The organism is Microlunatus speluncae (genome assembly GCF_009299835.1).
Classification (GTDB): domain Bacteria; phylum Actinomycetota; class Actinomycetes; order Propionibacteriales; family Propionibacteriaceae; genus Microlunatus; species Microlunatus speluncae.
The window spans coordinates 202,356-227,761 of the sequence record NZ_VKCZ01000003.1 but is presented as its reverse complement, the minus strand read 5'-3'; the positions used below and the strand labels follow the sequence as shown (position 1 = coordinate 227,761).

At 68.6% G+C, this 25,406-nt stretch carries 20 protein-coding genes; 15 read left to right on the top strand and 5 right to left on the bottom strand.

Annotated elements, in window-relative coordinates; all coding sequences use genetic code 11:
• The first annotated feature begins 226 nt into the window (after positions 1-226).
• The 5 genes from FNH24_RS04550 to FNH24_RS04530 are packed head-to-tail and all read left to right on the top strand — an operon-like array spanning position 227 to position 5,988.
• Positions 227-1,204, top strand: coding sequence for an ABC transporter permease (locus FNH24_RS04550; protein ID WP_152360958.1), 978 nt, complete (start codon positions 227-229; stop codon positions 1,202-1,204).
• The gene (locus FNH24_RS04545; protein ID WP_152360957.1) at positions 1,204-2,097 is read left to right on the top strand and encodes a carbohydrate ABC transporter permease; all 894 of its coding nucleotides are present in this window, start codon (positions 1,204-1,206) and stop codon (positions 2,095-2,097) included. The genes FNH24_RS04550 and FNH24_RS04545 overlap by 1 nt, the downstream gene beginning before the upstream one ends.
• 25 nt (positions 2,098-2,122) lie before the next feature.
• Complete coding sequence (locus tag FNH24_RS04540; RefSeq protein WP_152360956.1) at positions 2,123-3,769, top strand: type 2 periplasmic-binding domain-containing protein; 1,647 nt, start codon at positions 2,123-2,125, stop codon at positions 3,767-3,769.
• 28 nt (positions 3,770-3,797) lie between these two features.
• Complete coding sequence (locus FNH24_RS04535; RefSeq protein ID WP_152360955.1) at positions 3,798-4,805, top strand: LacI family DNA-binding transcriptional regulator; 1,008 nt, start codon at positions 3,798-3,800, stop codon at positions 4,803-4,805.
• A gap of 19 nt (positions 4,806-4,824) precedes the next feature.
• Positions 4,825-5,988 (top strand): Gfo/Idh/MocA family protein, encoded by a 1,164-nt coding sequence (locus tag FNH24_RS04530; RefSeq protein ID WP_152360954.1) that lies wholly within the window; start codon positions 4,825-4,827, stop codon positions 5,986-5,988.
• A gap of 346 nt (positions 5,989-6,334) precedes the next feature.
• Here the strand turns inward: FNH24_RS04530 and FNH24_RS04525 are convergent, their stop codons facing one another.
• Positions 6,335-6,940 (bottom strand): TetR/AcrR family transcriptional regulator, encoded by a 606-nt coding sequence (locus FNH24_RS04525; protein ID WP_217428038.1) that lies wholly within the window; start codon positions 6,938-6,940, stop codon positions 6,335-6,337.
• A 103-nt stretch (positions 6,941-7,043) separates the two neighbouring features.
• On the opposite strand from FNH24_RS04525, the gene FNH24_RS04520 reads away from it, so the two are divergent.
• Positions 7,044-8,282, top strand: a complete 1,239-nt coding sequence (locus FNH24_RS04520; protein ID WP_217428037.1) for an FAD-dependent oxidoreductase — start codon at positions 7,044-7,046, stop codon at positions 8,280-8,282.
• Between the two features lie 29 nt (positions 8,283-8,311).
• Here FNH24_RS04520 and FNH24_RS04515 read toward each other — a convergent pair whose 3' ends face one another.
• Both FNH24_RS04515 and FNH24_RS04510 read right to left on the bottom strand, forming a co-directional pair.
• Entirely contained in the window at positions 8,312-9,358 is a 1,047-nt protein-coding gene (locus FNH24_RS04515) for a DNA glycosylase AlkZ-like family protein (RefSeq protein ID WP_246186747.1), read from the bottom strand.
• Positions 9,359-9,406: 48 nt separating this feature from the next.
• Positions 9,407-10,042, bottom strand: a complete 636-nt coding sequence (locus FNH24_RS04510) for a TetR/AcrR family transcriptional regulator (RefSeq protein ID WP_152360951.1) — start codon at positions 10,040-10,042, stop codon at positions 9,407-9,409.
• Between the two features lie 77 nt (positions 10,043-10,119).
• Here FNH24_RS04510 and FNH24_RS04505 point away from each other — a divergent pair, with 77 nt between their 5' ends.
• On the top strand, positions 10,120-11,565 hold the full coding sequence (locus FNH24_RS04505; protein ID WP_152360950.1) for an MFS transporter: 1,446 nt from the start codon (positions 10,120-10,122) through the stop codon (positions 11,563-11,565).
• Positions 11,566-12,271: 706 nt separating this feature from the next.
• Here FNH24_RS04505 and FNH24_RS04500 read toward each other — a convergent pair.
• Together FNH24_RS04500 and FNH24_RS04495 are read right to left on the bottom strand one after the other, a co-directional pair.
• Complete coding sequence (locus FNH24_RS04500; RefSeq protein WP_152360949.1) at positions 12,272-14,200, bottom strand: ABC transporter ATP-binding protein; 1,929 nt, start codon at positions 14,198-14,200, stop codon at positions 12,272-12,274.
• Entirely contained in the window at positions 14,197-16,077 is a 1,881-nt protein-coding gene (locus FNH24_RS04495) for an ABC transporter transmembrane domain-containing protein (RefSeq protein ID WP_152360948.1), read from the bottom strand. The genes FNH24_RS04500 and FNH24_RS04495 overlap by 4 nt, the downstream gene beginning before the upstream one ends.
• Positions 16,078-16,174: 97 nt before the next feature.
• Here FNH24_RS04495 and FNH24_RS04490 point away from each other — a divergent pair, with 97 nt between their 5' ends.
• From FNH24_RS04490 to FNH24_RS04455, 8 genes are all read left to right on the top strand, one after another.
• Positions 16,175-16,756: a bacterial proteasome activator family protein gene (locus FNH24_RS04490; RefSeq protein ID WP_281350994.1), complete on the top strand. Its 582-nt coding sequence runs from the start codon at positions 16,175-16,177 to the stop codon at positions 16,754-16,756.
• A gap of 109 nt (positions 16,757-16,865) precedes the next feature.
• Complete coding sequence (locus FNH24_RS04485; protein ID WP_246186746.1) at positions 16,866-17,441, top strand: WhiB family transcriptional regulator; 576 nt, start codon at positions 16,866-16,868, stop codon at positions 17,439-17,441.
• Positions 17,442-17,585: 144 nt separating this feature from the next.
• Positions 17,586-18,950: an ATP-binding protein gene (locus tag FNH24_RS04480; protein WP_152360947.1), complete on the top strand. Its 1,365-nt coding sequence runs from the start codon at positions 17,586-17,588 to the stop codon at positions 18,948-18,950.
• 337 nt (positions 18,951-19,287) lie between these two features.
• Positions 19,288-20,826, top strand: a complete 1,539-nt coding sequence (locus FNH24_RS04475; protein ID WP_161605991.1) for an ABC transporter substrate-binding protein — start codon at positions 19,288-19,290, stop codon at positions 20,824-20,826.
• 8 nt (positions 20,827-20,834) lie between these two features.
• A complete protein-coding gene (locus FNH24_RS04470) occupies positions 20,835-21,827 on the top strand; it encodes a carbohydrate ABC transporter permease (RefSeq protein WP_152360945.1) in 993 nt (330 codons plus the stop codon).
• 104 nt (positions 21,828-21,931) lie between these two features.
• Complete coding sequence (locus tag FNH24_RS04465; RefSeq protein WP_246186745.1) at positions 21,932-22,723, top strand: carbohydrate ABC transporter permease; 792 nt, start codon at positions 21,932-21,934, stop codon at positions 22,721-22,723.
• Positions 22,723-24,105 carry a sulfatase-like hydrolase/transferase gene (locus FNH24_RS04460; protein ID WP_152360943.1) on the top strand — a complete coding sequence of 461 codons (1,383 nt, stop codon included), beginning with the start codon at positions 22,723-22,725 and terminating at the stop codon, positions 24,103-24,105. The genes FNH24_RS04465 and FNH24_RS04460 overlap by 1 nt, the downstream gene beginning before the upstream one ends.
• Before the next feature lie 44 nt (positions 24,106-24,149).
• A complete protein-coding gene (locus tag FNH24_RS04455) occupies positions 24,150-25,205 on the top strand; it encodes a LacI family DNA-binding transcriptional regulator (RefSeq protein WP_152360942.1) in 1,056 nt (351 codons plus the stop codon).
• Positions 25,206-25,406: the final 201 nt, after the last annotated feature.

Sequence of the window (25,406 nt, the reverse complement as noted above, 5' to 3'; positions counted from 1 at the left end):
TCCCATCTCCATCGATCGGTTCCACCAAGCCCACCTGGAACTCCATTCCATGTCAATACCCACATCTCACCCACCGAGTTGTCAGAACTGAGGAGCCCCCGGGCACAACTCAGTTCTGACAACTCGGGGCTTGCGCACTTCCTGGGTGTCGCTTAGTGTCTCGTTAATCGTTTAACATTCCTGTTTACCACCCGCGTTCACCAGCCAGCCAGTCGAAGGGGATCGGATGACCTCGGTGCTCGAACGGGCCACCCGGCCTGCGTCTCCCCGCTCGGCTCCGCGCCGGCTGACCCTCCGGGCCCGGCTGTATCGCGACCGGCAGATGCTGCTGCTGATGATCCCGGGCGTGGCGTTCCTGGTGCTGTTCTTCTACGTCCCGATCCTCGGCAACGTGATCGCGTTCCAGGACTATCAGCCCTATCTCGGCATCCGGCAGAGCGACTGGGTCGGGCTGCAGAACTTCGCCGACCTCTACCTCAACCCGGACTTCTGGAACGCCCTGCGCAACACCCTGGTGCTGGCCGGATTCCAGCTGGTCTTCTTCTTCCCGGTGCCGCTGCTGCTGGCCATCCTGGTCGACTCCTTGATCAGCAACCGGATCCGGCGGGCCTTCCAGAGCATCGTCTACCTGCCGCACTTCTTCTCCTGGGTGCTGGTGATCGCCCTGTTCCAGCAGTCGCTCGGCGGCGCCGGCCTGCTCAACAACCTGCTCCGCGGCTGGGGCCTGGAGCCGTGGGCGATCATGACCAACCCGGAGACCTTCCCCTGGCTGATCACGCTGCAGCTGATCTGGAAGGACGCCGGCTGGGCCATGATCATCTTCCTGGCCGCGCTGGCCAACGTCGACGTCAACCTGTACGAGGCCGCCGCCTCCGACGGAGCCGGGCGCTGGCGCCGGATGTGGCACGTCACCCTGCCCGCGCTGCGAACGGTGATCATCCTGCTGTTGATCCTGCGGATCGGCGACATCCTCACCGTCGGGTTCGAGCAGTTCATCCTGCAACGCGACTCGGTCGGGGCGGGCGCCGCGGAAGTGCTGGACACCTTCACCTACTACGCCGGGGTGATCGGCGGCGACTGGAGTGCCGGCACCGCCGCCGGACTGGCCAAGGGTGTGGTCGGCGCGCTGTTGATCTGGGCCGCCAACGCGATCGCGCACCGCTTCGGCGAGGCCGGGATCTTCCAGAAGAAGGGAAGCTTCTGATGGCCCGGCACAGCACGGAACGCCCCGTATGGAAGGAAAAGCCGTCCCCGTTCTACCAGAGCATCAAGGGGATCGTCATCGTCGGGATCAGCCTGACGATCTTGATCCCGTTGCTGGTGGTGGTCTCCACCTCGCTGGCCGATGACCGGCAGGTGATCGAGGCCGGCGGTTATGTGCTCTGGCCGACCTCGCCGACCCTGAAGTCGTACCAGATCCTGTTCGGCGGCGGCCTGGTGTTCCGGGCGATCGCGGTCAGCATCCTGGTCACTCTCGGCGGCACCGCGATCGCCCTGTTCACCACGATCACGCTGGCCTACGCGACCAGCCGGCCGGTGTTGTTCGGCCGGCCGGTACTGCTGATGGTGCTGTTCACGCTGCTGTTCGCGCCCGGCCTGATCCCGATGTATCTGATGGTCCGGCAGCTCGGCCTGCTCGACTCGCTCTGGTCGTTGATCCTGCCCGGCGCGCTGAGCGCGTTCAACTTCGTCGTGATGCGCTCGTTCTTCATGAACATCCCGGCCGAGTTGATCGAGTCGGCCCGGATCGACGGCGCCTCGGACATCACCATCCTGCGCCGGATCGTGCTGCCGCTGTCCAAGGCGGTGGTCGCGGTGGTCGGCCTGTTCTACGCCGTCGGCTTCTGGAACGCCTTCTTCAACGCGCTGCTCTACATCAACGACTCCGAGAAGTGGCCGATCCAGGTGATCTTGCGGACGTACGTCCTCCAGGGCACCTCGCTGACCGCCGATCAGCTCGGCGTGCAACAACTCCCACCGCCGCAGTCGCTGCAGATGGCGATCGTGATGGTCGCGCTGGTCCCGATCATCTGCGTCTATCCGTTCCTGCAACGGCACTTCACCAAGGGCGTCATCACCGGCGCCATCAAGGGCTGAAACCCCACGAGAGAAGGGCATTGCCATGTCAGCTGTTCCTCCCGCCGCGCTCAGCCGGCGCGGCTTCCTCGGGGTCGCCGGCGTCGCCGCGCTGACCGCGACCGCGGCCTGTGGTCCGGCCGGCGGCACCGACACCGGCGGAGCCGCCGCGTCGGCCGAGGTGAAACTGCCGACCTACCAGGAGTTCACCGGCGTCAAGCCCGACCATCCCGGCAACGAGGACGGACTGCAGCCGGTCTATCTGACGATGCCGAAGGAGTTCGTCGCCAGCACCGAGGCGGCGCCGCTGAAGGCCAAGGTCTCCGGGCTGACCGAAACCTTCAGCACGCCACCGCCGCCGATGGGATCGAACCCGTTCTGGCAGCGGCTGAACGCCAAGCTGGGCGGCGACCTGGAGTTGATCATCGGCACCGATCCGGGCTATCCGGAGAAGTTCGCCACCATCCTGGCCAGCGACGACCTGCCCGACGTCATGTGGCTGCCGCCCAACCAGGGCATCCCCAACGTCGGGCCGATGCTGGAGGCCAAGTTCGCCGACCTCACTCCGTACCTCTCCGGCGATGCGGTGCTCGACTACCCCAACCTCGCTGCGCTCAAGCCGGCCTCGTGGCGGACCGCGGTGGTGGGCGGCAAGATCTGGGGCGCGCCGATTCCCAGCACCCCGTTCGGCCAGGTCATGATCGGCAACCCGAAGGCGTGGGACCAGGTCGGCGGCTTGCAGTGCAAGACCGCCGACGAGTTCTTCGAGAAGGCCGAGGAGCTGACCCGGCCGAATGAGAAGAAGTACGCGCTGGAGCCGGCCTACATCAACATGCTGCACATGTTCGGCGAGTGGTTCGGCGCGCCCAACGGGTGGCGGGTCAACGCCGACCGGACGCTGACCGGGATCTATGAGACCGACGAATACCAGGCCGCGGTCGAGTTCGCGGCCAAGGTGTTCGCCGCCGGCTGCTTCTACCCGGACGCCAATCTGCCGGACGGCCGGCCGAAGGTGGCTCAGGGCCAGATCTCCGCGTTCGTGTCGGTCGGCCCGACCGGGATCGGCGAGCTGCGTGACTTCGATCAGACCATGCAGGGCGAGGCGCTGATCCCGTTCGGCTGGGACGGCCAGGCGAAGCCGATCTACGACATGGGCTACGGCACCGTCGGCTTCACCCCGTTCAAGAAGGCCGACGAGGGCCGGCTGCGCGAGCTGCTGTCCTTGATCAACTACCTGTCCGCGCCGTTCGGCACCGCCGAGTACGTGCAGAAGAACTTCGGCGAGGCGGAGCAGGACTTCACCCTGGACGGCAACGGGAATCCGACCCTGACCACGGCCGGGCAGACCAACGTCCCCGGGCTGGTCAGCGCCCTGTGCATCATGGCCAACCCGGAGACGGTGATCTACAACCCGGAGCACACCGAGGACTCGGAGAAGATCTACGCGGCCGAGAAGACGCTGCTGACGTACGCCATGCGCAACCCGACCTCGGGCACCTATTCCGACACCTCGTCGAAGGTGAACACCAAGATCGTCCAGCAGATCCGGGACAAGGTGGTGGACATCATCACCGGCCGGGCCACGATGGCCGACTATCCGGCGGCGCTGAAGCGGTGGCAGGAGGGCGGCGGGCACAAGATCCGGGATGAATACCAGGCGGTGCTGCCGAAGGACGTACCGGTGACAGAATGATCAGCTACGACCCGGAGGAGGACACGGTATGGCTGCGCCGACGGCACGCGCGGGTCGGGCGACGCTGCGCATGGTCGCCGAGGAGGCCGGTGTCTCCACCGCCACCGTGTCCTACGTCGTCTCCGGGCGCGCCGGCCGCGCGTCCGGAGTCTCGACCGAGACGGCGCGCCGGGTCCGGGAGGCGGCCGACCGGCTGGGCTACCGGCCCAATCCGGCGGCGCGGTCGATGCGGACCGGCAAGACCGGGGTCGTGCTGCTGTCGCTGACCATGCTGTCCGATCCCTGGTCGCAGGCCGTCGCCGAGGCGGTCAACCGGGCGCTGTCGCCGCACGGGATGACGACGCTGATCATGGCCGACAGCGACTGGCATCCGGTGCTGCTCAGTCAGCCGTGTGACGTGGCGTTCCTCGATGCCGTGCCCGACTCGCCGAAGGAGCAGGAGCGGCTCGCCGACCTGGTCGACCGCGGCCATCGGCTGGTGATCTTCAACGAGCAGCTCGATCCGGGTGGCTTCGACGTGATCAGATCGACCGCGATGCCGGCCAGCCGGCTCGCTGTTGATCATCTGCTGCAGCGGCACTCCAAGATCGGCTGTCTGACCGCGTCGACGCGGCGCGGCAAGGCCTACCGCTACCACGCCTACACTTCCGCGCTCACCGCCGCCGGTTTGCCGCTGCGCAAGGACTATGTCGAGGTCTATCCGCGGGACGCGGTCGGCGCCTACGCGGCCGCGATGCGGCTGCTCACCCTGCCGGACCGGCCGACCGCGATCTTCGCCACCACCGATTTCGCCGCGATCGGCGCGATCCATGCGGCCCAACGGTTGCGGCTGCGGGTGCCGGAGGACGTCGCCGTCGCCGGCGTCGGCAACACGCTGGAGAGCGAACAGATGGATCCGGCCCTGACCACCGTCGGGCCGACCGACTTCTTCGACCGGCTGGCGGAGATCATCCGTGCCCGGGCGGTCGGCGAGGACGCCTCGCCGGGCCGATTGCACGAGTTCCCCTGGACGTTGTTCGCCAGGGATTCCACCTGACAAGAGGAGTGGGGACAACATGTCTCTCAAGATCGGTGTCGTCGGATTCGGCCAGCGGGCCGGGCTGTGGCGGCACGCCCACCGGCCGGACGACGGCATCGAGGTGACCGTCGTCTGCGACACCAGCGAACGTGGCCGCAGCGACGCCGCGGCCACCCTGCCCGAAGCCACGGTCACCGCCGACCTCGAGGTCCTGTTGGGATCCGGGATCGACGCGGTCCTGGTGACGACCCCCGATCATCAGCATCGCGCGGTGGCCGTGCCGGCCCTGGAAGCCGGCATCGCCGTCTTCTGCGAGAAGCCGATGGCGACCACGCTGGACGACTGCGACGCCATCCTGCGCGCCGGTCACGAGAACAAGACCCGGCTCTATCTCGGCCACAACATGCGGCACATGCCGGCGATCACCCAGCTGCGCGAGCTGATCACCGACGGCCGGATCGGCGAGGTGAAGACGATCTGGTGCCGGCACTTCGTCAGCCACGGCGGCGACTACTACTTCAAGGACTGGCACGCCGACCGGCGCAACTCGACCGGATTGCTGCTGCAGAAGGGCGCCCACGATCTTGACGTGATCCACTGGCTGGCCGGCGGCTACAGCACCGCCGTGTCCGCGATGGGGGCACTCGCCGTCTACGGCGACATCACCGACCGGCGGGACCGGACCGGCGAGCGGATGGGTGAGTGGTTCAGCCTGGACAACTGGCCGCCGACCTCGCTGACCGGGCTCAACCCGGTGGTCGACGTCGAGGACATCTCGATGATGCAGCTGCGGCTGGACAACGGCGTGCTCGCCTCGTACCAGCAGTGCCACTTCACCCCCGACTACTGGCGCAACTACACCGTGATCGGGACCGAGGGCCGGATCGAGAACTTCGGCGACGGCCCCGGCGACAAGATCGGGTTGTGGAACCGACGGCACATGGGGTACGCGGAGCCGGACGAGACCACGATCATCGCCGGTGGCATCGGCGGGCACGGTGGTGCGGACACCCTGATGATCGCCGAATTCCTCCGCTTCGCCGCCGAGGGCGGCCCGACCCGCACCTCCCCGATCGCCGCCCGCCAAGCCGTAGCCGCCGCCCTCCTCGCCACCGACTCCATCCGCGGCGACAACTCCTGCCTCCCCATCCCCGCCCTCGACCCGGACCTGATCCAGTACTACGAAGACGGCCAGGCCTGATCCCGCCGGTCCGCTCCCTGAGCGCGATCGTTCCGTTCCCTGAGCGCGATCGTTCCGTTCCCTGAGCGCGATCGTTCCGTTCCCTGAGCGCGATTCTTCCGTTCCCTGAGCCTGTCGAAGCATGTCCTGAGCCTGTCGAAGGGGGCAGGCCAGTCCGTGCCGTCCTCCCGGAGGGGGCTTCGGGATCACAATCCCCTCGACGCCCCGGCGAGGTGCAGGACCGGTCGAGAAGGACTACCGGCGGCACCGGCCATCGCCGGAACCGGCGCCCGGCCGCGAGCTGGTCTGGTTTGCCCCCTTCGACAGGCTCAGGACATGCTTCGACAGGCTCAGGGAACGGACAAGATCACGTACCCAGCAGCCGCCGGATCGCTTCGTACTGGGCCCGGGCCAAAGACTCCAGGTCGGCAACGTCCGGCTGAGTCAGGCTCCACTCATCCATGGCCCGCAGCACGGCGAAGACCAGCCGGCGTTGCAGGGCGGATGGAAGATCATCGCGGACCGCTCCGCTGTCGCGGCCGACCAGGAGGGCGGCGTCGATCCAGCCCTCGACGGCGGACCAGGTCGCGCTGGTGACCTGCTCGTCGGCGGCACCCGGCCCGTAGAGCATCCGGCCCAGCGCCACCAGGGCCTGATCTTCCCCGGCCGCCTCAAGCAGCCGGGCGAAGATCGCATCGACCCCGGGCCAAAAGGCGTCCCCGGACAGCTCCTCGGGCGCCGGGATCCGAATCCGCTCGACCAGCTCGGCGGCAAGATCACGAACGACCCGATCGAACAACTCCTGCTTCGACGCGATCACGTGGTAGAAGGAGCTCTTGCTCAGCCCGCAGCGCTTGATGATCACGTTCAGCGAGGCGCGGTCGTAGCCGGCGCCGGCGAACTCCTCCGCCGCGACCCGGATCAGTCGCCGACGACGCTCCGGCGCCATCCGGTCGAGCGCGTTCTCTGCCACGAGCACGCAGCCTAGTCGCCGAACGCGCTCTGGACCACCCGGTCCAGTTCCGTGCTACAGTCGGAGTGGACCAGGTGGTCCACAATCGTCGGAAGGACTCATCGTGCTCAGCACCGTGCCCGTCGAGCAGCAGTACGAGCGGATCGGCGACGGTCCGCGGATCCTCGTCGTCGGCGCCGGGATCGCCGGGATCACGGCGGCGCAGTTGCTGCGCCGCTCCGGGCTGAGGCCGGTCCTGATCGAGCGCGGCCACGACCGTGGCCATCCGGGCTACATGCTGGCGCTGATGCCGATGGTGGACCCGGTCCTGGACGAGCTCGCGGTCCGCGAGCCCTACCGCGCCGCGAGCGTGCCGCTCAACCGGTACGGGCTGTTCGGCCACACCGGCCGGCGGATCCGGACCGACTCGATGGCCTCGATCCTGGACCAGTACGGGGACTACCGCGGGATCGGGCGCGGCGAGCTGATCGAGGTGCTCAGCGGCGACGACTGCGGGGTCACCTCGAAGACCACCGTCACGGGGCTGACCGAGACCGCCGAGGCGGTGACCGTCACCCTCGCCGCCGCCGCCGGCACGGCCGAGTTGGAGTTCGACCTGGTGATCATCTGCGACGGCATCCACTCCGCCACCCGCGAGCTCGTACTGCCGGCGGATCGGGTCGGCACGGTCGACACCGGCTGGGCGGGCTGGGTGATCTGGCTGCCGGCCGATCAAGATCAAGATCTCGGCGATGAGCTCTGGGGCGCCGGCTTCTTCCTCGGCGCCTATCCGGTGGCCGGCCGGATCGGCGCCATCGTCGGCGGGCCGACCGCGGACCTGGCGGTCGGGCCGCCGGCGTTCGTCGCCGGGATCCGCCGGAAGCTCCGTCGGGTCAGTCCGCGGCTGGATCGGGTCCTCGACGCGCTGGCGACCGACCCGGATCCGTACTACTGGCCGCTCACCGACTGCCGCGCGGACCGTTGGACGACCGGGCGGACCGTGCTGCTCGGCGACGCCGGCGCCGGCTTCCTGCCGACGGCCGGGATCGGCGCCGGGATGGCGATGGAGTCGGCCTGGGTGCTGGCTCGGATGATCACCCGCGGCACGGACGTCCCGCTGCCCGACCTGCTTGCCGCGTACGAGCGCGCCCAGCGGACCCGGGTCGAGGCGGCCCAGGACAACTCCCGCGCCCTGGCCCGAATGATGTTCCGACGCAGCCGACTGCTGGCGGCGGTCCGCGACGTGGCAGCCCGGCTGCTCAGCGTGCAGGCCGTGCTCGGCCCGATTCAGCGGCTGCTCGCCGACGCACCGGACCCCGACCGAGTGCTGGACAACCTCTCGGCGACCGTCCGGCATCGGTGATCGACCCCGCCCAGCCGGACCGGGCCGCGTCAGACCTCGAGCGAAACCTGCAGCCAGTCCGCGAGGTCGGCGAGTTCGCGGTTGACCTTGGTGATCATGATCTTGCTGAACGGCACGTCCTGGTGGATCGCGTCCACCCGCAGCACGTCGTGCTCGCGGTCGGTGGTGGCGTCGATCTTGCCGACGAGCCGATCCCCGTACAAGATCGGCATCGCCCAGTAGCCCCACCGCCGCTTCGCCGCCGGCTTGTACATCTCCAGCTGGTAGTCGAATTCGAAGATCTCGGCCATCCGTTTGCGGTCGAAGACCAGCCGGTCCAGCGGTGACAGGATGGCCGCGCGGCCGGTGAACGTGCCGCCGAGGTAGTTCGGGTCGACCCGCCACTCCCCCTTCACGCCCTCGATCACGGCCGGCTCTCCGGCCGCTCCGACATCGTTGGGCTCGAACGGACACTCCGCTGCCCGACCGCGCGCGATTCCGAGCGCCTTCAGCCGCCGCTCGTCCCGGATCCGGTACGCCTCCGCCTGCGGCACGGGGTCGTCGTCCGGATAGATCCGTTCCGCGAGGTCCCACAGCCGATCGCGGCCCCGTCGCCCGGCAGCCGCCACCTCACCGCGGACCACCAGCAACTCGAGCATCGTCGCGAGGTTGCGGTTGTTGTTCCAGCCCGACGACCGCCACGGAACCTCGCAGGTGTCCGGCAGCTCGCGCTGCGTCAACGGACCGTCTCGTCGCAGCTCGGCCAGTAGGTCTCGCCGGAAACTTTCGTTGGCGCGCACCCACTCCGCCTCCGGTCGGCCCTCGGCCTCGCCCGCCCACTCGGCCATCTCGGCGCGATAGAGGGCGAGGTCCTCGGCCGGCCGCAGCATTCCGCGCAGGTCGATCAACGACTGGTGATCAACAGCCTCGGCGACCGCGTGGCGGGAGCAGGACCACCCCAATCGGCTCCACGCCACCAGCCCGGCACTGGGCGCCACCGCGGCGGTCAGGTCGTTCTGAAGCAGCGTCAGGTGTCGCACCGTCTCAGCCAGATCACTGGGCCGGCTGCTGTCGAGCAGTTGCGCGCGAACCGCCACCCGACGCGCCTCCCGCCGAGACAACTGGTGGATGGGCACGGTCACAGGTCACGCCCGCTCGGTGTCGTCGGCTTCGGAGAGTAACAGCTCGGCGACCAGCCCCAACTGATCGGCGAACCTGCCGATGAACTCGGGCGATTCGGCCGTTTCGCCGGTCAGGCCGCGTACCAGCTGAGGGTAGACCGCCGGGGCGTTGGCGGCGGAGAGGAAGATCAACATCAGCATCATCGGATCGAACCGGGAGTCCAGCCGGCCCGCGGCGTGCGCCTCCTTGATCAACTCGGCGTTCTGCCGCAGCCGCCGGTCGCGTTCCTCGCTGTCGACGTCACCGTCCGTGCCGGTGTACGCCAGCCCTTCCCAGGCCAGCAGCCGGGCGGACTGACCGTGGCTGGCTCCGGCGATCGCGTACTGCCGGACCTGCTCGGGCAGGTTGTCGATCACCTGCAGCTCGGCGCTCTCGTACTCCCACCAGAGCTCGCCGACGGCCCGGTAGAGACCGTCCTTGCCGCCGAAGTAGTACGAGATCAGCTGCTTGTTGACGCCGGCCCGCTCGGCGATGTCACCGACCCGGGCACCGGCATATCCCTTGGCCGCGAACTCCGCCAGCCCGGCGTCCAGGATCTGCTGCCGGGTCCGTTCCGGATCGCGTTGCCGCTCGTCGGGTCCGGGAGTGCGCCGCGCCATGGATCGCACTCTACCGCCCGGAGAACATAGTCATCCGATTGGTTGACAGTGTCATCTGTGTGGCTGATTATGGATCCATGAACGACCTCCGCCTCAATCACCCGCGCCGCTGGATCGCCCTGGTTCCCCTGCTCGTCGTCGTGTTCATGGACATGGTCGACAGCCAGATCGTGGCCGTCGCCCTGCCGTCCATCCGCGCCACCACCGGCGCCTCCGGATCGGCCTTGGAATGGATCGCCGCCGGCTACACGCTGACCTTCGCACTGCTGTTGATCACCGGCGGCCGGCTCGGTGATCGGTACGGCCGCAAGTCGCTGCTGCTGGTCGGGATCGCCGGCTTCACCCTCACCTCGCTGCTCGCCGGTCTGGCCCCGACGGTCGAGGTGTTGATCATCGCCCGGCTGGCCCAGGGCGCCTGCGCCGGCCTGATGGTGCCACAGGTGTTGGCCTACGTGCAGACCGAGTTCCCGCCCGAGGAGCGGGGCAAGGCGTTCGGGCTGTACGGGATCACCTTCCCGATCGGCGGCCTGGCCGGCCCGCTGCTCGGCGGACTGCTCACCGGCGCCGATCTGTTCGGCCTCGGCTGGCGGCCGATCTTCCTGGTCAACCTGCCGGTCGGCGTCCTGGCCATGATCATGATCGCCGCGCTGATGCCGCGCCGGAACGCATCGACCGCCGCCGTCAGAGTCGACGCCGTCGGCACGCTGCTGGCCGGCGCGGTTGTGCTCAGTCTGCTGGTTCCGCTGATCCAGGGGATGCCGTCGGGCTGGCCGTGGTGGTCGGTGCTGCTGCTGATCGCTTTCGTACCACTGCTGTTGATCTTCCTCGCCCATCAGCGGCACCGGCCGCGAGCCGGCCGCGAGCCGCTGCTCGACCTCGGCCTGCTCCGGCGACCCGGCTTCGGCCCCGGCCTGCTGGTGGCCTGGCTGTTCCTGGCCGGAATGGCTGTGTTCTTCGTCCTCACCCTGCACCTGCAGGAGGTGCTTCGATTCTCCCCGATGATCACCGCGGTGACCTTCCTGCCGGCCACCCTCGGCATCATCGCCGGGAACGGCCTGGCCCTGTCGGTCGGCGCGAAAGCCGGCCGCGGTCTGGTCGCCCTCGGCCTGCTGGCCAGCTTCACCGGAATCGCCGGCATCGCCCTCACGGTCTTCCTGGCCGCCGAATCGCTCCAGCTCTGGCAACTGCTCCCGTCCGCGGTGATCTTCGGACTCGGACTCGGCCTGACGATGGGCAAGCTCGTCGCCGTAGCCCTGCAGGAGGTCCCGGCCGAATCAGCCGGCAGTGCCTCCGGCGTGATCAACACCGTCTTCCAACTCGGCTCCGCCACCGGCATCGCCCTGATCGGCTCGGTCTACTTCGACCGCCTCCACGCCGGCCTCCCCTCCGCCACCGCCGTTGCCCTAGCCCTCGCCGCCGCCCTGGCCCTCGTCCTCATCGCCCTCTTAGCCACCCGCCACCTCCCCACGCCGCCCCCTGCGGCACCAAACCCCCACCGAGCCCCAGTCAGTGCGACCCAGTAGCCAACACGCTTGTTCCCTTCCCTGAGTCTGTCGAAGGGCCAGCCAGGCCCGTGCTCCTCTCCCGGGGCGGTCGGCCGGAATGACGCGTCCAGGACGGTCGGAGCGGTCAGCGGGAAGAACGGCCAGCCACCGGTCTGGGCCGGGGTGTCGGTGCCCTCCTGTCGCAGATCTGACAATCGTTGGCCGGATTGCCCATTTCGGCCCGATTTCGCGAACCATTGTCAGATCTGCGACATCGGTCCACCGTCAGGCCGACCCGGGGGGCGCCGACTGGCCGGCCCTTCGGCAGGCTCAGGGAGTTGCCCTCACCTGGGGCTTCGGCCGTCCGGACAAGACGCGCCAAGGGCGGGCGGGGTGGAGCGGTCGGCCGGGTATCGCGGCCGACGACCGGTTGTGCGCCGGGTTTTCGATTGCACTCTTCGAGTGGACGCTTTGGCCGCGGATCTGTGCCTGGAAGCTGGCCGAACAGTCCACTCGACGCACGCCGGCGGGAGATCTCGAACCTCTCTTGAGCCCAGCGGAGCTCGGCGGTGGATCCCGACCCAACCCGACGCGCGTTGGTCGCGTCGCGGCAACCGGCTTCCGGTCCGGCAGCCGTCGAGTGTGACCCTTTCCACCCGGGTTCGCAGGTCTCAGGTGGAAATGGTCACGCTCGACGCCACACGGGCTCCGCTCGGCAGACCCACCGCGGCAGCAACCCCAGAGATCAAGAAGTCCAAGCCCGCCAAAGGCTGGCGTACTCCCCATCAGCGGCCACGAGTTGATCATGACTGCCCAACTCCGCGATCCGCCCGTCGATCACCACGGCGATCCGATCGGCGTCGTGCGCCGTGTGCAACCGGTGCGCGATGGCGACGACGGCGCGGCCCTGCAACAGGGCGGCCATGGATCCCTCCAGATGACGCGCCGTGTGCGGATCGATCAGCGAGGTGGCCTCGTCCAGGACCAGGGTGTGCGGGTCGGCGACGACCAGCCGGGCCAGGGCGATCTGCTGCGCCTGGGCCGGGGTGAGGGCCAGTCGGCCGGAGCCGATCATGGTGTCCAGGCCCTCGGGCAGCCGTTCCACCCAGTCCCAGGCGTCGACGGTGCGCAGGGCCTGGATCACCACGTCGTCGCCCGATTCTTCCCGGGCCAGCACGATGTTGTCCCGGATGGTGCCGACGAAGACGTGGTGTTCCTGGGTCACCAGGGCCACCTCGGTCCGCAGCACTGGCAAGGGCAGCGAGGTCAGCTCGACGCCGCCGACGCTGACCGAGCCCGTCCGCGGACCGTTGATCCCGGAGAGCAGCCGGCCGAGGGTCGACTTGCCCGAGCCGCTTGGCCCGACGATGGCGAGCCGTTCGCCCGGCTCGAGCTTCAGGTCCACACCGTGCAGCACGTCGTGATCGGCCCGGTAGGCGAAGCGGAGATCCCGGCCGACGATCTGCGTGTCGGTCGGCCGTGCCTCGCCCGGCTCCCGGTCCTGCGGCACCGCCGCGATGCCGAGCAGCCGGGTGGTCGAGGCGATGCCGACCTGCAGCCGGTCCAGGTTGCGGATCAGCCGGCTCAGCGGATCGGTCACCTGCTGGATGTACAGCGTCGCCGCCGTGATCTGGCCCAGGGTGACCCAGCCGTTGACGTAGCCGTAGCCGCCGAGCAGCAGGGTCAGCACCAGCGGCACCTGATAGCCGGTGTCCATCCCGACGAACAGCAGGTTGCGCAGCGCCATCGTGTAGCGCTCGGCCTGGCCCGAGGCCGCCATGTCGTCGTCGCTGATCACGTTCCGGGACCGCTGCAGCCCGAGGGCCTCGACGGTCCGGGCGCCCTCGACGGTCTCGGTCAGGGTCGTGTTGATGTCGGAGTACGTGCCGCCCTCGGTGATGTAGCCCTTCGGTGCCCGCTTCAGATAGCGACGGACGAAGAAGATCAACAGCGCACCGGTGAAGATCAACGGCAGCGACAGCCAGATCGAGTTGAGCAGCATCGCGACGATGGTCAGCAGCGCGGTGATCGAGGCGATCACGGCCTCCGGCACACCCTGCCGCACGCTGTTGCTCATCGCGCCGACGTCGCGGGTGACCCGGGTGACCAGGTCACCCGAGCTGGCCCCCTCGACCCGGCCCAGCGGCAGCCGCAGCACGGTCTGCACAACGTATTCCCGGGCCGAGGACAGCACGTCCTGACCGAACAGGGTCGCCGACGCCCGGGCCAGGAAGGTCATTCCGGCCTGGATGATCACGACTCCGGCCACCGCAAGCGCGAGGCCGTTCAGGGTGGCCACCAGCGTGCCGGTGGCGCTGGCCGCGTCGATCAACGACCCGAGGATGCGCGGTACCAGCAGCCCGGCCACCGCGGCCAGACCGTTGAGCACCAGCATCAGCGTGATCATGCCGCGACGGGTCTTGAACAGGTCGACCAGGAAGCCGGTCACCTGCTTGTTCTCCGCCACCGGCAGCCCGCGCTCGGGGTTGCGGGAAGCCTCGAAGACCTGCCGCGCGCGCTCCTCCCGGAGCAGGTGACGCGCCTTCCAGTGGCGCAGCCGCTGCACCGGCTTGGCCCGCTCGGGCGGGATCAGCGCGGCCGGCACCCGCGGTTCGTGGGCGTGCTCGCGCCAGGTCTCCGCCGATCCCTCCAAGGGGGTGATCAGCTGAGTCATCCCGGTTCCTCCATGCTTCGCACGACCACCCGGCGGTAGTCGGCGTTGTGCTGTAACAGTTCTTCGTGCGTTCCCGCGGCTGCCGTCTCGCCGCCGTGCAACAGGACCACCCGGTCCGCGTAGTGCAACAGCAGCGGCGAGGCCGACATGACGATCGTGGTCCGGCCGCGCCGGTGCTCGGCCAGCCGGGCGGCGATCATGGCTTCGGTGTGCGCGTCGACCGCCGAGGTCGGCTCGACCAAGATCAACACCTCCGGGTCGGCGGCGACCGCCCGGGCCAACACCACCCGCTGCCGCTGACCGCCGGACAGGCCGCGGCCGCGCTCGTCGATCCGGCCCTGCCAGCCGCCCGGCATGGCGTCGAAGACGTCCTCCGCGGCGGCCGTGTGCATCGCCCGCTCGGCCTCGGTCCGGCTCAGCCGGCCGAGCGGATCGATGGCCGTCTGCAGAGTGCCGGCGAAGACCTGGCTGGTCGTGTCCGAGACCATGATCATCCGGCGCACTTCGGCGATGTCCACCGCGGCCAGGTCGACGCCGCCGACGGTGACGCCCCAGTCCCGGCTGGCCACCTCATGATCACGGGCGGCCTGCCGGGCCCGCGCCTCCTTCTGCTTGGTGCGCGCCGCCTTGGCCTCCTTGCCCTTGATCGACTCGTCGATGTCCAGGCCGACCTGCTCGACGTCGGCGGGCAGATAGCGGCCGAGCCGATCGGCCAGGGCCGCCGTCTCGTCCGGCACCGCCGACACCACCAGGGTCAGCTCGCCGGGATGGGCGACGAAGCCGGACTCGCGATCCGCAATCTCGGAGCGCGCCGGCAGCGTGCCCGCCCCCTCGGCACCCCACGGCGGCCGCTGCTCCAGCACGGCGACCGCCTTGCGGGCCGAGACCAGACAGCGCACCCAGGTCTGGGCCAACTCGAAGAACGTCTGCACCGGGAACATCATGAACACGGCATAGCCGAAGAAGCTGATCAAGGAACCGACCGTCAGCTGGCCGGCCGCGACCTGCTGGGCGCCGAGCCAGGTCAGCGTGACCAGCAGCAGCCCGGAGAACAGCACGGCGGTCGCGTCGACCAACGAGCCCCAGGTGCCGGAGGCGACGCCGGCCTTGCGGGCCACCTGCGACTGATCGGCGTAGTTCTGCGCGAACGTACGCTCTCCGCCGATGCCGCGCAGGATCCGCAGCCCGGCGACGATGTCGGTGGCCAGCGAGGTCAACTCGGACAGCCGGCTCCGCTCCACGGCCTGCCGCCGTTCCAGCGGCTTCAGCAGCGGCAGGGCCGCCGCCACCAGCACCGGCGCCGCGATCAACACGACGATGCCGAGCTGGAACGAGGTCGACAGCACCAGCCCCGCCACCACCAGGTAGGCGATCAATGCGCCGGCGGCCCGGGTCAGCACCTCACACAGCGCGCCGAACATGTCGGAGTCGCCGGACGACACCGACAGCACCTCACCGGCCGGCACCCGGCGCAGCTGGACGTGGCCCATCTGCGTCGTCTTCCGGTTGACCAGCTTCATCGACCCGTACATCGCGATCAGCCACTGGCTGACGATCATCGTGTGCCGCAGGATGCCGAAGCCGATGCCGACACAGATCGTGGCGAGCAGCAGCAGCGACCAGAACCAGACCTGGCCCATGTCCCGTACGATCACGCCGCGGTCGATCACCTGACCGATCAGGTACGGCCCGACGGCCCCCGGGATGAACTCGACCACCGCCACCAGCGAGGCGATGATCAAACTCGGCCCCTGCTGCGCCAGCAGCCAGCCGAGGAAGCGGCGCGGCGAGGAGGTGTCGGGTTCGCTCCAGGCGCGCTTGGACGCGGTATCCGGGCGCGCCGAATACTCGGGAACCGAGGGTGGGAATTTGAACATAGCCAGACCACGATATGGCGTTCCCCCGACAATGCCGAACGGTTTTTGACCGGGGTACGGAGCGGCCCGGGACGCGCCGCGACACTAGTATCGAGTCATGACCGATCAGCAGCAGCCGCAGCAGAATCCGAACGAGCCGCAGGGCGTCGCGGGGACCACCGAGGACGGCCGGGTCTATGTGGTGACGCCGACGGCGATGGCGATCGAGGGAGCGCCGGAGGAGAAGTCCGGCGACGGCGACGAGCAGGCCGTTTCGGTGACCGACATGGTCTCGCAGCCGGACAAGGTGATGCGGATCGGCAACATGATCCGGCAGCTGCTGGAAGAGGTGAAGGCGGCGCCCCTGGACGAGGCGAGCCGGCAGCGGTTGAAGCAGATCCATCAGGCGTCGATCAAGGAACTCGAGGACGGCCTGTCGGCCGATCTGGTGGCGGAGCTGGAGCGGATCTCGCTGCCGTTCACCGAGGATTCACCCAGTGATTCGGAGCTGCGGATCGCGCAGGCGCAGTTGGTGGGCTGGCTGGAGGGCCTCTTCCACGGCATCCAGACCGCGCTGTTCGCCCAGCAGATGGCCGCCCGGGCGCAGCTGGAACAGATGCGCCGCGCTCTGCCGCCCGGCGCGACCCCGGCTCCGGGTGGGCCACAGGTGCCGGGCCGCTCCGACGGCATGTACCTGTAACACCGGACGGGATCATCCGTAGAACTTTCTCCGGAACCGAGGGAACCCGACCCGACATCGCGTCGTCTCATGCGAGGCCGAATGAGCTTCGAGACCTCCTGGAGACACGATGTCGATCCACCCCAGCACCACCACCAACACCGCGCATTCCTATGAGCGCATGTCCTGCCTCGATCAGCCCGAGGTGTTCCAGGACCCGTTGCTGGAGGAGCCGCCCTCGACCGCCGCGCCGGCCGCCGTCCGGCGCCGGTATGCAGTGCTGGAGTCCAAGGCGCAGGAGGCCTGCCACGGGTGCCCGCTGCTGACCGACTGCCTCTACCGCGCGGTCGTCGAGCACAACGTCTCCGGCATCGCCGGCGGCACCACCGAGCGACAGCGGACCGAGATCCGCAAGCGGCTGCGCTGGTCGGTGCAGGCCGAGGACTTCGACACCCTCGCCGGGGTGACCGGCCGGCATCGCCAGGTCGATCATGACGAGGTCGTACGACTCCGGCACGCCAACCCGCACGAGAGCCTGGAGACCCTGGCCCAGCGACTCGGCTGCTCGCTGTCCACGGTGAAGCGGCATCTGCGCCGGGCCCGGACCGAGCCGCGCCGGCCGAAGAAGGCGCCGTCGGTGCCGACCGTGTCCGCCGTCCTCGCCGCCTACGCGGCGGTGATCAACCGGCTCCGCGCGGCCGCCTGAAGGTGATCAACGCGGGCTGATCCGTGCCACCACCTGAGGACCTGAGAACACCCACCCGGGCACTGACCGGGTGGGTGTTCCGCGTCCCGGCCGAATTACCAAAGGTCCACTACGGTGGGGTTCCAGCGGGAGCGGAGGGAAACCATGACCGAGTTGAATCGTGCGGAGTTCGCCCAGGTCTTCCAGGACTTCCTGGAGTCGATGACGGCCGAGGCCGGCGGCGGCACGGACCGGCTGTCCGCGCTGGGCGAGCGGATCCAAGATCATCTCGGGGTGCCGATCCGCGAGGTCGACCCGATCGCCGAAGAGTTCCCGGACCAGTTCACCATCGACGTGGACCGCGCGATCACCACGCTGATCGAGCGGCACGACGGGAGCCGGATCGGGGTCTTCGGACCGCACCGTGATCACGTCGGCAGCTTCCTCGACATGCTGCTCGGCCGGATGTTCCGCTTCGAGCCCGGGCCGGTCAACCACGTCCGTAAGCCCATCGGGCCGGACACCGACCGCCGCATCGTCGGGTTCGGAATCGCCCTGCTCCGCTATGACGGGGTGCCGCTGGCCGCCCTGCAGCAGGCGACCAGTCCGCGACACGGCCGGGACCAGTATCGGGTCGAGGTGCTGGCCGCCGATCAGGACGTGGCCGATCGCTTCCTGACCGAGGTGCGGGAGTTGATCACCACCGACAGCGTGTTCAGCGGCCAGGTGTTGTCCTTCCACCGGGACCACTTCGACCGGTTCGGGTCCGGGTCGCCGCTGACCTTCCTGCGCCGCCCCGCCGTACCGACCGACGAGGTGATCCTGCCCGCCGGGGTGCTGGATCGGATCGTCGGCCACGTCGTCGGCATCGGCCGGGAGGCCGGCCCGCTGGCCGAGGCCGGGCACCACCTCAAGCGGGGCGTCCTGCTGTACGGGCCGCCGGGCACCGGCAAGACCCACGTCGTCCGGCACCTGCTGACCATCACGCCGGGGACGACGGCGGTGCTGCTGTCCGGGCAGACCCTCGAGCAGATCTCGGTGGCCACGCGGCTGGCCCGGTCCAGCCAACCCGCGATCATCGTGCTGGAGGACTGCGACCTGGTCGCCGAGCATCGCGGCGGCGATTCCAACGCGGCCCTGTTCGAGACGCTGGAGGCGCTGGACGGGATCGCCGGCGACGCCGACATCGCGTTCGTGATGACCACCAACCGGCCGGACCTGCTGGAGCGGGCCCTGGTCGAGCGGCCGGGCCGGGTCGACCTCGCGGTCAAGATCGACAAGCCCGGCACCGATGATCGACTGCGGCTGCTCCGGCTGTACGGCGCCCGGCACGACTTCTCCGACGCCGCCCTGGCCGAGGCCGCCGAACGGACCGACGGCGCCACCGCCTCGTTCGCCAAGGAACTCGTCCGCCGGGCCGCGCTCCGAGCCGAGGGCACGGTCGCCCAAGATCAACATTTGACGGCCGCGCTGGCCGATCTGCTGTCCGACACCGAGAAGCTGACCCGGACCCTGCTCGGCCACGGCTGAGCTTCTGGTCTCGTCGGGACGCTCGCAGATTCGTTCCCTGAGCTTGTCGAAGGGCGGACCAGATCAGGCTTCTCCAAGAGGCCCAAGATCATCCGACCTGCCCTTCGACAGGCTCAGGGAACGAACACGCGCCCGGACTTAACTGAACATTAACCTTCATGTAGATCTCCTCCGAGCCGGAGATCTGTAGTCTCCTTGTCCGGTGACAAACCTTGATCCTTGACAGATGGTGATTCTGGCGCGACGCTAACAGTGCGCATTAACGTTCATGCATGGTTTGCCCACCTCCTCGACGCGTCAACGGTTGCCGCGGCTCACACCCACGAGAGGCTCGGCCATGATTCACCCCACCTCCCACCTCGATCGATCGCGCCCGCCGGCCCTGTCCCGCCGGGCGGCGCTGGGCCTGCTCGGCGGAGCCGGTGCCGTCCTCGCCGGCTGCCGGATCCAGACCGCTCCGCCCGAGACCACCGGCAACGCGCCGGCCCTGGAACTGCCCGAGTCGAAGGCCACGCTGCCCACCGAGGACGTCACCTTCCGCTGGCTCGACGGCGGCGGGAACCGGCAACTCTTCCTCGACCCGCTGTTCGCGGCGTACGGCGCCAAGCACGCCAACATCACGGTCCAGTACGACGCGACCAACATGGACACCGTCAACGAGACGATCCCGCTGGGCGTGCGCAACGGCACCGCACCGGATGTCTTCGGCATCGGCAACAAGATCGAACACCGGACCGCGATCGAGGACGGCTGGTGTCAACCGATCGAGGGCCTGGTGCCGGATTTCGAAGCCTGGAAGGCGAACTTCCCCGAGGACGCGTTCGTACCGAATGTGCATGTCTTCGACGGCAAGATCTACAGCTTCCCGCTGAACGGCAGCGGCGAACTCACCGAGATGTTGATCTACGGCACCGAACTGCTGGACAAGGCGGGGCTCGATCCGACCAGGGATCTGGCCACCTGGGACCAGTTCCGGACGGCGGCGAAGAAGATCACCGAGACCGGCGACGGTGACTACTTCGGGCTGATGTGCAGCCGGACCCCGGTCAAGATCATCGAAGGTCTGCTGGCCACCACCGGCTGGCGCGGCGGGCTGGACTGCCGGACCGGCGAATACACCTACACCGCGGCCGAGGTGAACGACGCGATCGACCTGCTGCTGGCGATCAACGCCGACGGCAGCATCTGGCCCGACTTCGCCGGCATCAGCGCCGCCGACGCCCGGGGCCGGATGCCCAACAACGTGGCCGGGCTGCAGGTCGACGGCCCCTACTCGATCGCTGAGTGGGAGCAGGCCGAGTGGAGCTTCGACTTCTCGCTGATGCCGACGCGCGAGGCCGGCGCGAAGTACACCGACGCCTACAGCTACGGCGGCGGTGGCAACGTCTTCGTCTTCGCCAAGGCCGCCCATCCCGAGATCGCCGGCGATCTGTTCTCCTACCTGGGCAGCCTGGACGGGCAGACCCAGATGGTGCTGCAGTCCCGGGGCGCCTTGCTGCCCAGCCTGCCCGAGGCGCAGGTGAAGGCCGAACAGGCCGGCAGCGAGCTGAATCCGCACTTCGCCAAGGTCCGCGACCTGTCCTCAGCGATCATGCGGGTCGAGCCGGTGCCGGTGGTCCGCAACGGCGACGTCAGCAAGGTCGCGCCGAAGCCGGTCTCGCCCAACTTCGCCGACCTGCTCGGCGGCATGCTCACCGGCCAGGTCAAGGACATCAAGAAGGCGCTGGTGACCCTGAACGACGGCCTCAACTCCGCCCTGGACACCGCGATCGCCGAGGCCCGAGGCAAGGGCGCCGACGTCTCCCGGGACGACTACGTCTTCGCCAACTGGGATCCGGCCGTGGACTACACCCAGGCCGACTACGACGCCCTGTGAGTGATGCTGTGAGTACGGTCCCCACAGCGCCCACCCGACCGGCGGCCCGTGGTCGCCGGTCCTGGCGGGCTTCGACGATCCGCTGGTGCTACCTGTTCATGATCCCGGCGGCCATCCTGGCCGTGCTGTTCACCTTCTATCCGATGGTGATGTCGTGGTGGTATTCGTTGCTGGACTGGTCCGGGTTCACCGCCGACGCGGAGTTCATCGGGCTGGAGAACTACTGGCGGCTGATCCACGACCCGCAGTTCTGGTCGGCGTTCGGCCGGTCGATGCTGTTCGTCCTGGTCGGCACGCCGGTCCGGGTCGTCCTCGCGTTGATCATCGCGATCGTGCTCAATGATCAACTGCTCAAGCTGGCCCCGGTCTTCCGCACCTTCTTCTTCATCCCGGTGATCACCACCTCGGCCGTGATCGGGGTGGTGATGAGCTTCATGCTCGGCTCCTATCAGGGTCCGGTCAATCAGGTGCTGGGGGCGCTCGGCCTGGTCGACCAGCCGATCAAGTTCCTGTCCGATCCCGATGTGGCGTTGTGGTCGGTGATCGGGGTCCAGATCTGGAAGGCCACCGGGCACACCATGATCTACTGGCTGGCCGCCCTGCAGACCGTCCCGGTCAGCTACTACGAGGCGGCCCGGGTCGACGGCGCCGGGCCGCTCCGGCTGGCCCGGCACATCACCTGGCCGATCCTGATGCCGTTCGCGATCGTGATCATCATCCTGACCGCGCAGAGCGACCTGCACGCCTTCGCCCTGGTCCAGTCGATGACCGAGGGCGGACCGTACTTCAGCACCCAGGTGATCGAGGTCTTCATCTATCAGACCGCCTTCGCCGCGGGCAGCAGCGAGAGCGGCAACGCCGGCGTGACCCAGCTCGGCTACGCCTCGGCCGCCGGCTGCTTCTTCGGCACCATCACCTTGATCATCGCCGTCGGTCAGGCCTGGGCGATCCGCAAGGTCAACCAGGTCCGCGGCCAACTGCGCGAGGCGGGTGACGAATGACCGCCACCCTGACAACCAGCCCGCCGGCCGCTGTATCCGACGGCCCCCGCCCGAAGCTCCGGCGGCATCGGCGTCGGACGACGATCCGGATCACACTGCTGTCGGTGATCTTGTTGCCACTCTGCCTGGTCTGGATCTATCCGTTCATCTGGATGGTCTCGGCCTCGGTGAAGAGCAACAAGGAGATCTTCGCCGGGCTCAACCTGTTCCCGGAGATCGTCCGGCTGGACAACTATGTGCGGGCCTGGGAGCAGGCCAACATCGGCCGCTACTTCTTCAACTCGGTCTTCATCACCGTGTTCTCGATCATCATCGCGGTCTCGACGACGGCGCTGATCGGGTACGTGCTGGGCCGGTATCGCTTCCCCGGCAAGAAGATCACTATCGGCCTGTTCGCCGCGGCGGTGTTCCTGCCCGAGGGTTACACGATCATCCCGATCTTCGACCTGATCTCCAACCTGGGCCTCAGCGGCAGCCTGTGGGGCGTCACCCTGGCCGAGGCCGGAGGGGCGCACGTGGTGGCCACGCTGCTGTTCGCCGGGTACTTCCGCCAATTGCCGGGTGAGCTGGAGGAGGCAGCCCGGATCGACGGCGCCGGCTTCTTCCGGATCTTCTTCTCGATCTATCTGCCGCTGGCCAAACCGGTGATCGCGACGGCGATCATCCTGCAGTTCATGCACTCCTGGAACTCGTTCCTGCTGCCCCTGGTGCTGACCCTGTCCCGGCCCGAGTTGCGGACGCTGGCGGTCGGCGTCTACTCCTTTCGCGGCGAATACCTCAACGACTGGTCCGGGATGGCGGCCGCGTCGACCATCGCGCTGATCCCGATCATCGCGGTCTTCCTGTTCCTGCAGCGCTACTTCGTCGAGAGCATCGCCGGGGCGGTGAAGAGCTGATGGTCAACGTCGTGTTGTTCATGAGCGATGAGCACAACCCGAAGTACTCCTCGACCTACGGCCACCCGTTCGTCGCGACGCCGAACCTTGATCGACTGGCCGCCCAGGGCACGGTGTACGAGAGCGCCTACTGCCCGTCACCGCTGTGTGTCCCGTCCCGCTCGGCGTTCATGACCGGGCGCTGGGTGCACGAGATCCAGCGCTACAACAACTGCAAGATCATCGAGGGCCGCTTTCCGACCTACGGCGGCGTGCTGGCCGAGCAGGGTGTCCACACCGTCTACCTCGGCAGCGCCGCCAACCTGTACCGCGATCCGCACGCGCTCGGGTTCTCCGAACTGCGGCTGGTCAACGTCACCCGACGATCCCTCAATCCGGCATCGATCCGCGGCCCGGTGTCGCGACCCGCAGCCCCGCGCACGACGGCCGAATCGGGCCCTCGGCCCGACCGCTTCGCCGAGGACGTCGGCTTCGTCGATCACGCCGTGGACTGGCTCACCGGCACGGCGCCCGGGCTGGGTCGACCCTGGACGATCACGGTCAACGTGCACCCGCCCCATCCGCCCTACACCGCCGATCCGGCCGGCTGGAGCCGCTATCGCGATCATGGAGATCTGCCCCACCACGGCGCCGATCATCCCGCCGCCCAGCATCCGTACACCCAAGACCTGCGCGACCACGGCGGCCGGGACTATCCGGACCAGTTGGTCCGTGAACTCCGGGTCGGCTACTACGCCGCCGTGAGCTATGTCGACGCCGAGCTCGGCCGGGTGATCGACGCGGTCGAGCGGGCCGGGCTGGCCGACGACACGGTGATCATGTACACGACCGATCATGGCGAGATGCTCGGCCGGTACGGGCTCTGGGGCAAGTGCAGCCTGGCCGAGGACTCGGTCCGGATCCCGATCGTCGCAGCCGGCCCGGGCTTCGCCGCCGGCGCCCGGGTCCGAACCCCGGTCACCCTGCTCGACCTGCAATCCTCCCTGTTCCACGCGGTCGGGGCCGATCGACCGGCGGGCTGGCGCGGCTCGCCCCTGCAGCTGGTGGCTCCCGATGATCATGAACGGGTTGCCTTCGCCGAGTATCACGGGCCCGGCGTCCGGGGCGGCGGCTTCCTGATCCGCCGCGGCCGATGGAAGCTCCTGCATCACTGCGCCGCACCGCATCAGCTCTTCGACCTGGCCGCCGATCCGGACGAGCTGCACGACCTCTGGGACACCCGGCCGGACATCGTCGACGAGCTGGAGGCAGAGCTGCACGCGATCTGTGATCCGGTCGTGGTCGACCGGGATGCAGAACAGTTCCAACGCCGGCAGCACGCCACGATCGACTCGTTGCGCGCGTCGCTTCCGGCGGACACTCGTGAGGTCGCCTGGAGCTGAGCGGCCCTCCTAGGATCGACCTAGACAGCCGGAAGGGAGTCTGCATGGCGAGCACCTCGTCCGATTCGCGGCGGCGAACCCTCGCCGATGTCGCCCGCGCCGTCGGGCTGTCGGTCAACACCGTCTCGCGAGCACTCAACGACCTGTCCGGCGTCAGCGAGGCGACCCGGGTCCGGATCAAGGCCGAGGCCGACCGGCTCGGCTACCGGCCCAACGTGCACGCCCGCTCCCTGGTCCTCGGGTCCCGGCGAACCATCGGACTGGTGATCACCAACGTCTCCAATCCGTTCTACGCCGACCTGATCAGCGAGATCGAATCGCACGCCGCCGACGCCGGCTTCACCCTGATGTTGCTGCTCAGCGACGAATCCGAGGGGCGCGAGGTGGAGGCGGCCGAGACCGCCGCCAAGTCCGGCGTCGACGGGGTGATCGTCGTCCCGGTCCAGGGCCGGCACAACCCGTGGGTCTCCCTGGCCAAGGCCGGGATCCCGGTTGTGGTGGTCAATCGCGAGCTGGCCGGCTTCGACGCCGACTTCGTCAGCACCGACAACGAGGCGGGTGCGTACGCGGCGACCAGTCACGTGATCGAGCGCGGCGCCACCAGCGTGGTGCTGATCGAGGAGGACCTGGCGATCTCGACCATCGCCAACCGCACCGCCGGGTTCCGGCGGGCGCTGGATGATCATGGACTGACCTTCGACGACCGCAGCGTCGTCACCGTGCCGACCCGGCGCAGCTCGCGCGCCGCCCTGCCCTGGCAGGCCGACGATTCGTACCGGCTCGCCGCCGACCTCCTCGACCGCGGCCACCGGCCCGACGCATTCTTCGTCGGCAACGACTACTTCGCCCTCGGCCTCTACCGAGCCCTCGCCGAACACGACCTGACCGTCCCGGACGACGTCCTGGTGGTCGGCTTCGGCGACTACCCGTTCTCAGCCTTCCTCGCCCCCTCCCTGTCCACCGTCCGGCTGCCGTCCCGCCAGGTCGCCGGCGCGGCGATCGAACGCCTGCTCGCCCGGCTCGACGGCAGCGCCCCGGAATCTCGACTCTCCTCCTACATCCAACCCGAGCTGGTCAGCCGCGGCTCCACCAAGCGCTAGTCCCCGCCGCCCCTCCGACCGGAACCACCGACCCCACTCCGGGACGGACGTTTCTCTACCTGTGGCGACTTCCGCACCCCGAGCCGGCCCCGCACTGGGCAATTCTCTACCTGTGGCGACTTCCGAACCCCGAGCCGGCCCCGCACTGGGCCATTTCTCTACCTGTGGCGACTTCCGAACCACCGATCGAACCTTCCGGAG